Origin of the sequence: Sphaerisporangium melleum, from assembly GCF_014646695.1 — a bacterium.
Classification (GTDB): domain Bacteria; phylum Actinomycetota; class Actinomycetes; order Streptosporangiales; family Streptosporangiaceae; genus Sphaerisporangium; species Sphaerisporangium melleum.
The window spans coordinates 87,561-100,955 of the sequence record NZ_BMNT01000018.1; the positions used below are offsets into that span (position 1 = coordinate 87,561).

At 74.8% G+C, this 13,395-nt stretch carries 9 protein-coding genes; 2 read left to right on the forward strand and 7 right to left on the reverse strand.

The genetic code is table 11. The features are described 5' to 3' along the window. Positions 1-14 precede the first annotated feature (14 nt). The gene (locus tag IEY93_RS17365) at positions 15-1,928 is read left to right on the forward strand and encodes an FUSC family protein (protein WP_189164111.1); all 1,914 of its coding nucleotides are present in this window, start codon (positions 15-17) and stop codon (positions 1,926-1,928) included. Positions 1,929-1,964: 36 nt separating this feature from the next. Here IEY93_RS17365 and IEY93_RS17370 read toward each other — a convergent pair whose 3' ends face one another. The 7 genes from IEY93_RS17370 to IEY93_RS17400 form a co-directional block, all read right to left on the reverse strand. Next, a complete protein-coding gene (locus tag IEY93_RS17370; protein WP_189164112.1) occupies positions 1,965-4,115 on the reverse strand; it encodes a hypothetical protein in 2,151 nt (716 codons plus the stop codon). A 281-nt stretch (positions 4,116-4,396) separates the two neighbouring features. Then, positions 4,397-5,422 carry an L-histidine N(alpha)-methyltransferase gene (egtD, locus tag IEY93_RS17375; protein WP_372444503.1) on the reverse strand — a complete coding sequence of 342 codons (1,026 nt, stop codon included), beginning with the start codon at positions 5,420-5,422 and terminating at the stop codon, positions 4,397-4,399. A 106-nt stretch (positions 5,423-5,528) separates the two neighbouring features. Continuing rightward, the gene (gene egtC, locus IEY93_RS17380) at positions 5,529-6,239 is read right to left on the reverse strand and encodes an ergothioneine biosynthesis protein EgtC (protein ID WP_189164114.1); all 711 of its coding nucleotides are present in this window, start codon (positions 6,237-6,239) and stop codon (positions 5,529-5,531) included. After that, positions 6,240-7,571 (reverse strand): ergothioneine biosynthesis protein EgtB, encoded by a 1,332-nt coding sequence (egtB, locus tag IEY93_RS17385; protein WP_189164115.1) that lies wholly within the window; start codon positions 7,569-7,571, stop codon positions 6,240-6,242. Beyond that, positions 7,568-8,806, reverse strand: a complete 1,239-nt coding sequence (egtA, locus tag IEY93_RS17390; protein ID WP_189164116.1) for an ergothioneine biosynthesis glutamate--cysteine ligase EgtA — start codon at positions 8,804-8,806, stop codon at positions 7,568-7,570. The genes egtB and egtA overlap by 4 nt, the downstream gene beginning before the upstream one ends. A gap of 624 nt (positions 8,807-9,430) precedes the next feature. After that, positions 9,431-10,540: a glycerophosphodiester phosphodiesterase gene (locus IEY93_RS17395; protein WP_229691227.1), complete on the reverse strand. Its 1,110-nt coding sequence runs from the start codon at positions 10,538-10,540 to the stop codon at positions 9,431-9,433. A 114-nt stretch (positions 10,541-10,654) separates the two neighbouring features. After that, entirely contained in the window at positions 10,655-11,689 is a 1,035-nt protein-coding gene (locus tag IEY93_RS17400; protein ID WP_203968637.1) for a LacI family DNA-binding transcriptional regulator, read from the reverse strand. Positions 11,690-12,068: 379 nt separating this feature from the next. On the opposite strand from IEY93_RS17400, the gene IEY93_RS17405 reads away from it, so the two are divergent. After that, positions 12,069-13,337 carry an ABC transporter substrate-binding protein gene (locus IEY93_RS17405; protein WP_229691228.1) on the forward strand — a complete coding sequence of 423 codons (1,269 nt, stop codon included), beginning with the start codon at positions 12,069-12,071 and terminating at the stop codon, positions 13,335-13,337. Positions 13,338-13,395: the final 58 nt, after the last annotated feature.

Sequence of the window (13,395 nt, forward strand, 5' to 3'; positions counted from 1 at the left end):
CGCGGCCGGCCGCCATGCCCTCGCTGTTCCAGCACTCCGCCGACCGGCTGGCCGGCGCCGCCCCCGGCTGGCTGGTCGAGACGGTGCGGCCGGCCCCGGCGCGGCCCGACCCGGTGGCGATGGCCCGGGTGGCCGCCTCCATCACCGGGCCGCTGCTCGCCGCCCTGGCCGCGGGGACGATCACCGCAGGCCTGCTGCCGGCGATGGGCGCCATGGCGGCGGCGCTGGCCGACCGCGGCGGCTCCTACCGCGCCCGGGCCGTCCGCGTCGCGGGCATCGCCGCCGGAGGCGCGGCCGGGTACGTCGCAGGGCACGCCGCCCGCGGGCTCGGCTGGTGGACGGTCGCGGTCATCGTGGCGGTCTCGGTGGTGTCCGCCCTGGTCAGCGCGACGGGCGCCGCCGGGTCACTGGGCGGGCTGCAGCTCGTCGTGATGACCGTGCTCGGCATGGGGGTGTCCTTCACCGAGCGGCCTCTCACCGGCGCCGCGGCGTACGCCGCCGGGGCGGCCTGGGCGCTGCTGCTGTCGGTGGCGGGCCGGCCGCTGCGCCCCCGCGCCGCCGAGGAGTCCGCGGTCGCCGCGGCGTACGGCATGCTGTGCGCCCTGGTGGGCCGGTGGGAGTCGGGCCGCGCCGAGGCGGTGGCCGCGTTCGACGCCGCCCTGAAGAACGCCTACGACACGATCATGAGCGCCCGCTCGGCGGCACCCGGGCCCGACGCCGGGCGCACCCGGCTGGTCGCCCTGCTCAACCAGGCCATCGCGGTGCGCAACGCCCTGATGTCACTGGGGGAGGAGGGCCTCGACCCCGGGCCGGAGGTCGCCGAGGCCGTCGGAGCCATCGCCGGGGTGCTGGCGGGCGGAGGCCTGCCGGCCCGGCCGCCGCTCCCGGCCGGATCGCCCGCCCTGCGCGCGGTGTGCACGGCCGTCGGCGAGGCGCTCGACCTGGCGACCGGGAACCGGATGCCAGAGCCGCAGGCGTTCCAGCGGCCGGGGCTCCGCGCCCGGGCGGCGCAGGCGTGGGAGCGGATGCGCTTCGGGCACCTGGCCCGGGTCCACACCGTCCGGCTGGCCCTGTGCATGGGCGTGGCCGCGGCCTTCAGCGAGCTGCACTGGACCCAGCGGTCCTACTGGGTCATGCTGACCGTCGCGCTGGTGCTCAAGCCGGACTTCGGCTCGGTGTTCGCCCGGGCGGTGCAGCGGGGCCTCGGCGCGGTCGCCGGCGCGTTCCTCGGCAGCCTGGTGCTCTACGCGGTGCCGTACGGGCCGGCGATTTTGATCCCGCTCGCGGTGTTCGCCGCGCTGCTGCCCTACGGCCAGCAGCGCAACTGGGGGCTGATGTCGACCTTCCAGGTGCCGGTGGTGGTGCTGCTGGTCGACCTGCTCACCGGCGCGGGGCCGCGACTGGCGGAGATCCGCCTGATCGACACGCTGATCGGCTGCGCGATCGTGCTGGTGTTCGGTTACCTGCCGTGGCCCGCGAGCTGGGAGGCGCCGGTGGGCCCGCCGTTCGCCGACGCGGTGACGGCCACGGCCCGTTACCTGCGCGGCGCCTTCGGCGCCGGCCCGCCGTCCACCACGGCGCACCGGGCGGCGTTCGACGCCCTGGCCGACCTGCGCACGGTCTTCCAGCGGGCGCTGACCGAGCCGCCGGTCGTCAGCAGGCGGGTCACCACGTGGCTGCCCGCCATGACCGCGCTGGAACAGGTGGCCGAGGCGACCGCGGCGACGGCCGCCCGGGCCCGGCACGGAGCCCCCGCGCCCACCGGCGAGGCGGTCGAGGAGGTCGCCGTGGCGCTGGAGGACATCGCCGGCCACGTCCGCGCGGGCGAGCCGGTGTGCGGCCGGGACGTGCGACCTGCGCACGGGGCCCTGGAGCCGGTCGCCGGCGCCGTCCGGAACCTGCGCGACACCCTCGCCGCCCGCTGTTGACGCCTGGGGCGGTGCGCCTTGTCGCCGGCGGTGTGCTCAGGCGTCCTCCCAGAGGATCTGGCGAGGGGTTCTGGGCAGGTGGACGGCGCCGCTGCGGTCGGCCAGGACGACGGCCTTGAGCAGCAGCGGGTGCCCGTCGCCGAGGGCCGGACGGCCGTGGGCCAGCGGGGTGCGGTCGAGCAGCGGGGCGAGCAGCTCCTCCAGCCCTTCGAAGCTGCCGGCGTGGAACCGCCGGGCCGCCTCGTCGAAACGTCCCTCCAGCAGCAGCGGGTGCAGCGGGTCGACGCCGGCGTGGGTCAGGCCGGCCAGTGCTTCGCGGTGCCGCCGGGCCGCCGCGGCGTCACCGCGGGCCTCTTCGCAGCGGGCGGTGAGCAGGAGCGTGCGCGCCCGGCCGGGCGGGTCACCCGGCATCCTCTCGGCGGCCTGAACCTTCGTCAGCTCGGCGGCGGCCGCCGCCGGGTCGCCCGACATCAGCTCCACCTCCGCGAGCGCGCGCGCCACCGCGGCCGTGTGGGTTTCGGCCGGCGCGGCGTGCGGGGCGGCGGCCAGTTCGCCGAGGGCCGCGCGGGCCGCCCCGATGTCGCCCGCCAGCGCCGTGGCCATCGCGTGCACCGTGCGCGCCTCGGCCCACAGCCGGCAGGAGACGTGCCTGGCGAACCACGCGTCCATGACGGGGGCGTCGTCGAGCAGCCGCAGCACGCCGACCGGTTCACGCAGGGCCAGCTCCACCTGGGCGAGCCGCACGGTGTCGTAGCCGGTCCAGTAGGCGATCGGCTGCACCAGTTCGGCGCGGTGCCGCCGCGCCTCCTGCAGCAGATGGCGCGCCTCGATGGGCTGGCCCGCCTCCAGCAGCGTCTCGGCGAGCGACACCCGCGCGGCGATCACGTTGATGTCGCCCGGCTCGCCGAGGCGCGCCAGCCGGTCGGCGACCACCGCCTCCGCCTGGCGCAGCCCTTCCACCACCCGGCCGGCCCGGGCCACGGCGCGGGCGGCGGCCTGCGCGGTGAGGGTGTGGCGACGCCACGCCGGCGACACCCCGGACGCGGGCCCGGCTCCCTCGGCGCGCGCGATGCGGGCGGGCTCGAACTGCTCGGCGGCCTCGACCGGCCTGCCCGCCTCCAGCATCAGCTCGCCGAGGTTGTGCCGGGCTCGTGACCGGTACACCGCGGCCTCCGGGGCGGCGCGCGCGGCGAGGTCCTTCTCGGCCAGTTCTCTGCAGGTGGCGAAGCTCGCGCGCGTCCCCTCCAGGTCGCCGTACCGCAGCAGCGCCAGGCCCCGGCGGCTGTGCACGTCGAACAGCGCCCGGGGGTCCTGCTCGCCGCTCGCGGCCAGAAGGCGCGCCAGGTCGGCGGCCTCGCGCCCGGCGCGGCGCAGCAGGATGCCGGTGTCCAGGACGCATCGCAGGACCTGCGCCTGGGCGTCGATCTCGGCCCGGCCGCCCGGGGCCGTGCGGCGGGCAGTGTCGCGCACGCGTTCGGCCACGTCCAGCTCGGCCACCCAGGAACCGGCGAGCGGCACCAGGTGGCGTTCGTACCAGTGGGCGCTCAGCGCCGCGGCCTGCCGGTCGACCGGCCCGTCGCAGTCGTCGGTGAGCGCGTCGAAGGCGAGGTCGGACAGCTGCTCGGCGCACGCCTGCGCCCACCCGCGCGGGGGTGGGCACACCGCCTGCGCCGCCGCCGACAGCACCGGTGCCAGATGGCAGGCGTAGGCGAGCACCCGGCCGGCCCAGCCGGCGGAGGCCGCCCGCCCGATCGCGCTCTCCGGCCAGGCCGGCGGATCGTGCGGGGCCGACTGGCGCTTCTCGGAGGTGGCGATGTCGCCGATGCCGAGCTGGACCTGCTGGGTGAGGAAGGATTCGGCGCGGTGGAACCGGGCGACCAGCAGCAGCGCGCGGGTGACCAGCTCGCGCGCCTCGACGAGGCCGCCGGGCACGGCCGGCCGGTCTGCGGGCTCGTTGCGTTCGGCGAACTCGGCGAAGGCGTGGTGGAGGGCCAGCGCGACCAGGACCCTGCGGCTCTTGACCTCGTTGTAGAGCCAGACCGCGCTGCGCCGGCCGGTGTGGCCCTCGCGGGGCAGCCGCACGGCCGCCGCGACCTCCTCGGCGCGTGCCAGGTGGTAGGGAGTGGTGCGGAGGACACCGGCCGCGGCCTCCCCGATCGCCGAGAGCCGTCTTTCCTGCGCCGACACCCTGGAAACCTCCTCGGCCTGTCGCCGTGGTGCACCGATCGAGGGATGCCAACGGCGAAACGTCGGATTGATCCCAAAGCATATATCCGGATCGCGGCACAGGGCGCATGGCGTGATCCGTGCCGGGATGACCCTCTGACCTGGGGCGCAGCGGAGAAGTCCCCCTTTTTATGCCGGTCTGGGGGACCGCACAGTAATTTTACCCGCCTGTGGGATTACCAGGGCGTTAGCGTTTACCGGACGGTTTCGAGAGGCCGCCGGCAATGGCCGGGAAATGCCGCTTATCCACCCCGGTACGCGCGGTGACCCCGCGGTTGCGGGACCGTCGCCAAGACGACGGCGAAGTCCCCCTGCGGGTCGCTGTACCAGCGCGTCACGGTGAAGCCGGCCAGCAGCAGTTCGCGCTCCAGCCGGTACCGGTAGAACTTGGCGCTGATCTCGGTGCGCATCTCCTCTCCCGCCCGGAAGGGGACGGTCATCGCCAGGTCGCGGATGTGGACGCGCATGGGCCGCGTGGCGCGCAGCCGCATCTCGACGCGGTGCAGCCTCCCGTCGTACAGCGCCACGTGCTCGAACGCCCGCGGGACGAAGTCCGCGCCGAGCTCCCGGTTGATCACGGTGAGCACGTTGCGGTTGAACGCCGCGGTCACCCCGGCCCGGTCGTCGTAGGCGGCGACCAGCCGCCCGGTGTCCTTGACCAGGTCGGCGCCGAGGAGCAGCCCGTCGCCGGGGGACAGGGTGGCGTGCAGCCCGTCGAGGAACGACGTCCGTGCCCGCTCGTCGAGGTTGCCGACCGTCCCGCCGAGGAAGGCGACCAGCCGCCGGCCGATGCCCGGCAGCCGGGACAGGTGGCGTTCGAAGTCGGCGCAGACCGCCCACACGGCCAGGCCGGAGTGCCCGGCGGCGACCCGGCGGGCCGCCGCGTCCAGGGTGACGGCGTCCACGTCGACCGGCATGTACGTGCGCAGCGTCCCGGCCGCGGTGAGCGCGCCGAGCAGCAGCTCGGACTTCTCGCTGGTGCCCGACCCGAGCTCGACCAGGGTCTCGGCGCCCGACAGCGCGGCGATCTCGGTGGCGTGCTCGCGCAGGATCGCCGTCTCGCGGCGGGCGGGGTAGTACTCGGGCAGGCGGGTGATCCGCGCGTACAGCTCGCTGCCGGTGGCGTCGTAGAACCACTTGGGCGGCAGCCACTTGGGCGTGGCGGTCAGCCCGGTGCGGACGTCCTCGGCCAGGGCCCGCCGCAGATGGCCGGGGCCGAGGTGGTTGACCGTGTACAGCAGCGGCAGCGGGATCTGGGTGACGGACACGCGAGCCTCCTGATGTGACGGCGGGACGGGCATGAGCGCCGGCGCTCCCGGCGGGCGGGCCGGACGCGGGGCGGCGCGGGTCAAAGGCGCGGGTCAAAGGCGCGGGTCAAAGAGGGTCGGCGCGCAGACCGTCCGGGGTGGCCAGCACCAGGTGACGGTCGGGGACGGGCTGCCAGCCGGGCCGGTCGTCCAGCGGCTCGCTCGCCAGCAGCACGCCCTCGCCGAGGTGGACGAACAGCGTCTCGTGCCAGGCGGTGGCCGCGACGGCCTGCCCGTCGGTGACCAGGAGGTTGAGCCGTGCGTCCGGGTCGGCGGAGCCGGCCAGCGCGACCACCTCGCCGACCGACTCGGCCAGTGGGCCGCCCGACGCGAGCCGGGCGAACACCGCCGCCGCCAGCCACGCCGAGTCGCAGGCGCTCTCCGGTTCCCGGTCGCGGGTGAGCGGCCTGACCGCGCCGCGCGCCACCCGCCCGTTGTGGCTGAGCAGCCACCGGCCCTCGGTGAACGGGGCGGTGGCGCTCTCCTCGACCGGCATGCCCGGGCTCGCCGAGCGCACCGCGGCCATCAGGCAGCCCGAGCGGGCGACCGCGGCCAGCCCGGCGAGGTTGGCGTCCGCCCAGATGGGCATCGCGCGCCGGTAGCGGACCGGCCCTTCGCCTGCGCGGTCGTACCAGGCGATGCCGAACCCGTCGGCGTTGACCTGCCCGCACCGCTGCAGGCGTGGCGCGTACGACTGGCGCAGCAGTCCGTGCCCGGGATCGCGCAGCAGCGCCGACACCGGGCGCGGGGCGCCGAGCCAGGCGGCGTGACGGCACATCTAGCCCTCCTCGTCAGGTCCGGCGGAGCGGGCGCAGCGGAACCCGGCGAAGATCTGCCGCCGGTACGGGTGGTCCCAGTTGCGGAAGGTCGCGCGGACCGCCGAGGGGTGCGTCGCCCAGGACCCGCCGCGCAGCACCCGGTAGGCGCGCCCGAAGAACACCTCGCTGTACTCGCGGTAGGGGAAGGCGCGGAACCCCGGATAGGGCAGGAACCACGAGGAGGTCCACTCCCACACCTCGCCGATCATCTGCTCGGCGCCGCAGGGCGACGCCCCGGCGGGGAAGGCGCCGACCGGCGCGGGGTGCGACAGGCGGTGCCCGAGGTTGGCGTGCTCGGGTCCGGGCTCGGCGTCCCCCCAGGGGAAGGCGCGGGCCCGGCCGGACGCCGGGTCGAAGCCGCACGCCTTCTCCCACTCGGCCTCGCTGGGCAGCCGCCGCCCGGCCCACCGCGCGTAGGCGTCGGCCTCGTACCAGCTCACGTGCTGCACCGGCTCGTCGGGCGGCACCGGCTCGGCCCTGCCGAAGCGGGTGCGCCACCAGGCGCCTCCCGCGTCGCGGGTCCAGAACAGCGGCGCCCGCACCTCGCGCCGGGTGCGCCAGGCCCAGCCGCGCGCGGTCCACCAGCGCGGGTCGTCGTAGCCGCCGCCGTCGGTGAACGCGGCGTAGGCGCCGTTGGTGACCGGGAACCGGTCGATCCAGTACGCCGGCAGATCGACCCGGTGGGCGGGCCGCTCGTTGTCGTAGGCGAAGGGCCGCGCACTGGTGCCGGCGACGAACGGCCCGGCCGGCACCAGCACCTCCGCCGCCCCGCCCGCGCGAGGGACCGCGCGGCGCGGCGGCGCCGGCGGCAACGGGCCGCCGTCGCCGGGCGGGCCCGGGTGGCCGGAGAGCTGCAGGGTGGCGAGCATCGTCTCGCCGTGCTGGTGCTCGTGCTGCGTCACCAGCCCGAACACCACGCCGCCGCCGCACAACGGGTCCGGGGCGGAAAGGTCGGCCGCGTCCAGCACGTCGAGCACCCGGCCGCGCACCCGGGCGATGTAGGCGCGGGCCTCGTCCGGGGACAGCAGCGGCAGCTCCGGGCGTTCGCCGCGCGGGTGGGCGAACGCGTCGTACATCTCGTCGATCTCCGGGCGCAGCGGGGCCAGGCCGGCCGCCTCTCGCAGCACCCACAGCTCCTCGTAGTTGCCGACGTGGGCCAGATCCCACACCAGGGGCGACATGATGGGCGAGTGCTGACGCACCAGCAGCTCGTCGTCGAGGTCGGTGTAGGCGAGCGACCGGGCACGCACCGCCTCCAGCCCGGCGGCGATGCGCTCCTTCAGCCCGCTCACGCCGCCACCTCCTCGCCCAGCCAGGCCTGCGGCGGCACGCCCGCCTCGCAGGCGCGCAGCAGGCCGGCCGCGGGGGAGTCGCCGGGGACGACGTGCCGTTCGGCGTAGGCCTCCACCGCGGCGACCAGGCCGGGGTCCGCGCCGAGCCGGGGCAGCGCCTCGGCCGCGGCGCGGAAGCAGGTCTCCGCGGCCCGCCGGATCCTCGGGTCGCCCAGGCCGACCTGCGCGGCCTGCCACCAGCGGTCGGCGAACGGCTCGGCGGCCTCCAGCGCGGTGCCGGCGGCCCGGTCGTCGAGCAGCAGCGCCGAGGTGACCGCGACGCAGGCGGGCCACCATCTCGGGTGGACCGCGTCCAGGTAGCGGACCTCCAGCCAGCCGCGCGGCCGCACCGGCGGGAACACCGTGGTCGCGTGGTAGGCCAGGTCGGCGGTGGTGGGCGGATGGCCGCCCAGGCCCGGGGCGCGCATCCACCGGCCGAACGTCGCCCGGTTCGGCGGGGTGAGCCGGCGCGGGCGGCGTTCGGGCGCGAGCATGAGCCGGGCGTCCATCAGGTAGCGTGCCCAGGCGGCGGCCGGGTCGCCGTCGCCGGCCGCGGTGACCGGGCGGGTGCGGGTCGGGTCCAGGTGCAGCCACACGGCCTGCCGGCCCGACATCCATCCGCAGGGCCGGCCGTGCAGCACAGGGGAGTTGGCGAAGCAGGCCGACAGCAGGGGACCGAGGCGGCCCGCGCGCTCCCAGCGCACCCTGGGGTGCTCGCCGAAGTCCACGTTGACCTGGATGGACGCGGTCAGGCACATCATGATCGGCCCGTAGGGCACGCCGAGCAGATCGGCCATCGCCTCGTAGCGGGGCTGGCGGAGCTGGCGCACGGGGGGACGCACCGGGTCCATGCCCATGCCGGCCAGGGCCAGGCCCTCCTCGCGCAGCGCGGCCCGCACGATCTCGACGTCCGCGGTCAGGGCGCGCACCGCGTCCGGCAGGGCGGCGGGCGGGCCGGACAGTTCGAGTTGCCCGCCCGGCTCGAAACCGGCCGCGGCGCCGCCGGGGAGCGCGGGGAGGGCCTCGGCGACGCGCTCGACCCGGACCTGCCGGGAAGGGCCGTCCTGGTCGAAGACGAGGAACTCCAGCTCGACGCCGATCCGGTCTCCTGGCGTGCCCGTGAAGCACCGCCGGGCGAACTCCTCGACGTCTCCGGGGCCGCGTACGCGCGCGGCGCCGGTCTCCGTACCGGTCATGGGCCCTCCTGCGCTGCTTCGGGGTGTGGACGGTCGGCGGAGCCGATGAGCCTCCTTGTGCACGGGGTCCGGGAGCGACGGCGCGGCCGGCAGGCGGCGCGGTGCCGCGTGCGCACGGCGCTTGGCGGCAGGCGGGATGCGGGGCGGGGTGGGAGTGGGCATGGGCGGCGAGGGACGCCGCCGGTGGCGGGATGGCCCGGGTTTCCGGCTCCGGCCGTGGACGGTGGCGCAGCGCTCACCGCCGGCCGGCGCGGGGCGACGGGCCGTGGGACGGCTACAAGGGTTGGGACGAGGCGCCTTGCCTCGCGGATGGTGATGTGGCCGGGCCGTGGCCCCGGCGAGATCGAGCGGACCGATGGGATGGGCTCGCCTGCAGACCTCCGAGTCTCCGATCACCGCGGTGCTTGCTAAGCACTTCGTACCCCTCACCACCGGCGATAACGCCCAAAAGGGATGATCGACTCAAACCATCATTATTCACGTGTATGGCGCGGAGGAGCCCGGCCAAGAGCGGCACACGCGGAGATGACACGGGAGGCCGCCTCCCGGCCTGGTCGAAGCCGGGAGGCGGCCGCCCGCCCCGCCTGCCGTCAGGTCCCGCGCCGGACCTGACGGGAGGAGCCGTCAGTCGTCGAGCACGTGGTCACGGACGGCGCGGGCGATGCCCGGGTCGTCGGAGAAGACGCCGTCGACGCCGAGTGAGAACAGCCGGGTCAGCCAGCCCATCACGTCGCCGGTCGCCCGCGGGTAGGCCGGGCTCGCCGGGTCGCCCTGCCGGTAGTCCACCGGAAGCTGGGAGTTCTCCGGGCGGACCGTCCAGGTGTGCACCAGCAGGCCGCGGCGGTGCGCGTCCTTCACCAGGGCGGTCGGCTGCAGCAGGCGGCCGTCGGGGCCGGGCGGCACGATGCGCTGGGTCGCCACCCCGACGGCGTCGGCGTACGTGGCGATCTCCCGCAGGCCCTCGGGGGTGACCAGGTCGTCGTAGGTGCGCGGGTCGCCGGCCGCCACCAGGTCGTACGGGGCGCCCGTGGCGTTGATGAGCTGGACCAGCCGCAGCCGCGTCAGTCCCCGCAGCCGCTTGAGGTTGCCGGTCTCGAAGGACTGGACGAACACCGGCGCCTTCTGGCCGTCCCAGCCGTAGCGCTTGAGCGTGGCCAGCAGCGGCTCCTCCAGCGACAGGCCGATCGAGTCGAAGTAGGTCGGGTGCTTGGTCTCGGGGTACACGCCGACGCCGTGCTTGCGCGCGAGCCGGACGACCTCCTCGAAGGTCGGGATCTGGGCGAGCCCGTCGAAGGCGGTGTTGTCCGGCCGCAGGTCGGGGATGCGCTCCTTGGCGCGCAGCGTGCGCAGCTCGTCCAGGGTGAAGTCCTCGGTGAACCACCCGGTGATCTGGACGCCGTCGATGGTCTTGGTGGTCTTGCGCGCGGCGAACTCCGGGTGGTTCGCCACGTCGGTGGTGCCGGAGATCTCGTTCTCGTGCCGGGCGACCAGCACGTGGTCCTTGGTGGACACCAGGTCCGGCTCGATGTAGTCGGCGCCGAGCGCGATGGCGGTCTCGTAGGACGGCAGCGTGTGCTCGGGCCGCAGGGCGCTGGCGCCGCGGTGCCCGATCACCACCGGGCCGTGCGCGTCGTGCCGCCCCTTGTCGGCCGTCGCGGTCTCAGGCTGGAGGCCGACCAGCGCCACACCGCACGCCAGGACGGCCAGCACTCCGGACATGGTCTTGTTCACCATCGGGCACACCCCACTCTCTGGTCTCGCGGGGCACGGTAGCCACAAGATCTGTACCCAAGGTGGCGCGGCGGTGAACGGCTCGGCGGGCGGACCGGCGAGGGGGACGGATGACGGTCAGAAGCGGGGGGTGGTGGTGCCGCGGATGACGAGCGAGGTGGGCAGGATGGCCGGCGGCGGCGCCTCCACCGCGGGCCCGTCCACCATCTCGATCAGCGTCGCCGCGGCCATGGTGCCGAAGCCCGCCTTGTCCTGGGCGACGGTGGTCAGACCGGGCGGCACCAGGGCGGCGAGCTCGATGTCGTCGAAGCCCACGACGGCGATGTCCTCGGGCACCTTCAGGCCCGCCTCGCCGATGGCGGCCATCGCGCCGATCGCCATCTGGTCGCCCGCGGCGAACACCGCGTCCGGCCGGTCGCCGCCCTCCAGCAGGCGCCGCATCGCGGCGTGCCCGCCGGCCAGGTAGAAGTCGCCCTCCTGCACGTGCCCGGGCCGGCAGGGCAGGCCGAGCGCGTCCAGCGCCTCGCGGTAGCCGGCCAGCCGGTCGGCACCCGGCCGGGTGCGCAGCGGCCCGCTGATCGTCGCGATGGCCCGGCGCCCGGTGGCGTGCAGGTGAGCGACCGCGTCCCGGGCGCCGCCCGCGTTGTCGGAGGTCACATAGGTCGCCCTCGGCCCGTCCACCGGGCGGTCGAGCGAGACGCACGGCACGCCCGCCTCGGCGATGGCGTGCGGCGCCGGGCTCTCGTTGCCGCTGTCGATGAACACCACGCCGTCGAGGCTGTGCCGCCGGACCGCGTGGAGGTAGCCGTCCAGTGACGGCCCGCCCGCGGCGTCCTCGTCGCTGGTGGACAGCAGCAGGAGGTGGTAGCCCTCCTCGCTGAGCGCGGTCTTCAGGCCGATCAGTATTTCCTGGAAGAAGGGGTGCCGCCAGCCGGGTGACCGGTGGTCGGTATCCCAGATGAGGCCCACCATGTACGACTTCTTGGTGGCCAGAGTGCGGGCCGGCTCATTGGGCCGGTACCCGAGTTCGCGCGCCAGGCGCAGAACATGCTCTCGCGTTTTGGGAGTCACCGCCTTGGGATTGTTGAAGACGCGGGACACCGTCGCCACCGACACCCCGCACAGATACGCCAGCTCTCTGATGGTCGCCACGGCCGCACGCAATCGCTCTCGATGTAACCGGTTACATGAAACCGGTTACATGGACCGTAGCCCCGCCGCCGCCGAGCGTCAAGATGCGGCGCGAAGAAACGCCGTCCGGCCTCCGGCCTGCGGCGATATCGCGGATCATCTCCATTTTCGCTTTCCCGGCCCTTGACAGACGGTCGAAGGGGAATGTGCAATCGGGTCCAGCGAAATCCGCCCGGGGTCACGCCGCCCCGCCGTCCGCCGCCGCCACCGGCCGCCGCGTTTCGCCTCTTTCCGCAAGCACGCACGGAGCCGTTCTCGCCCGCGCTTTCCGTGTGGTCCCCGTCGTCTTTTCCCCGGCAAGGAGTTCGCCGTGTTGGCTGGAAGAAGTGGAAGACCGCGCGTGGCCGCGTGCCTCATCGGCGCCGCCGTGCTCCTCACCGCCTGTGGCTCGGGTGGCGGGGGGCAGGCCGCCGGAGGCGGCGCGTCCGGCGAGCAGAAGATCACTCTGACCCTCAACCTCTTCGGCAACATGGGCTTCAAGGAGCTCTACGCCAAGTACGAGGCCGCCCACCCGAACATCAAAATCGTCGAACGGACCTCCGCGTACAACGACCACCACCGCAACCTCGCCGCCCACCTGGCCACCGGCCGCGGCGCGGGAGACGTCGAGGGCGTCGACACCGGCTTCATCGCCCGGTTCCGCCAGACCCCCCAGCACTTCACCGACCTCAACAAGCAGGGCGCGGCGGCGCTCAAGGACCGCTGGCTGCCCTGGAAGTGGGAGGCGTCGCTGGCCAGGACGGGCGAGCAGATCGGCTACGGCACCGACGTCGGCGGCCTCGCGCTGTGCTACCGGCGCGACCTGCTCGAGAAGGCGGGGCTGCCCACCGGCCGCGACGAGGTCTCCAAGCTGTGGCCCGACTGGGCCGCCTACTTCGAGACCGGCAAGAAGTACACCGCCGACAAGCCCGAGGGCACGGCCTTCTTCGACGGCGCGGCCCAGATCTTCAACGCGATGATCGGCCAGGCGCCGGTCGGCTTCTACGACACCGCGGACAACGTGGTCGTCGGCGGCAACCCCGAGGTGCGCAAGGCCTATGACCAGGTGGTCGCGGCGGTCGCCGCCGGCGAGTCGGCCAAGCTCGTCGGCAGCACCCCCGAGTGGAACACCGGCTTCGCCAAGAGCCAGTTCGCCACGATCGCCTGCCCCGCCTGGATGCTCGCCAAGATCCAGGACCAGGCCAAGGAGTTCGCCGGCAAGTGGGACATCGCCGCGATCCCCGGCGGCGGCGGCAACTGGGGCGGCTCGTACCTGACCGTGCCCGCGCAGGGCAAGCACGTCAAGGAGGCCGTGGAGCTGATCGCCTGGCTGACCGCGCCCGAGCAGCAGATCGAGGTGTTCAAGACCCACGGCATCCTGCCCTCGACCGTGGCCACCTACGACAAGCCCGAGGTCACCTCGCTCACCCACCCGTTCTTCAACGACGCCCCGATCGGAAAGATCTTCACCACGGCCGCGCGCAACCTGCGCCCGCAGTACCAGGGGCCGCGAGCCGGTGACATCCAGACGGCGCTGCGCGACGGGATCAACCGCGTCGAGCAGGGCAAGCAGACGCCGGAGGAGTCCTGGCAGCAGATCCTGCGCGACGTCGACCGAATCAAGCAGTGACCGCCGCGGGCCGAGGCGGGGAGGTGGCCCGGCCGCCGCGCGCCGGCGGCCGGGCCAC

Bases quoted from the DNA above. Each gene is read 5' to 3' on its own strand.
- IEY93_RS17365 (WP_189164111.1), top strand. From the start codon at position 15: ATGCCCTCGCTGTTCCAGCACTCCGCCGACCGGCTGGCCGGCGCCGCC.
- egtC (WP_189164114.1), bottom strand. From the start codon at position 6,239: ATGTGCCGTCACGCCGCCTGGCTCGGCGCCCCGCGCCCGGTGTCGGCG.
- egtA (WP_189164116.1), bottom strand. From the start codon at position 8,806: ATGACCGGTACGGAGACCGGCGCCGCGCGCGTACGCGGCCCCGGAGAC.
- IEY93_RS17395 (WP_229691227.1), bottom strand. From the start codon at position 10,540: ATGGTGAACAAGACCATGTCCGGAGTGCTGGCCGTCCTGGCGTGCGGT.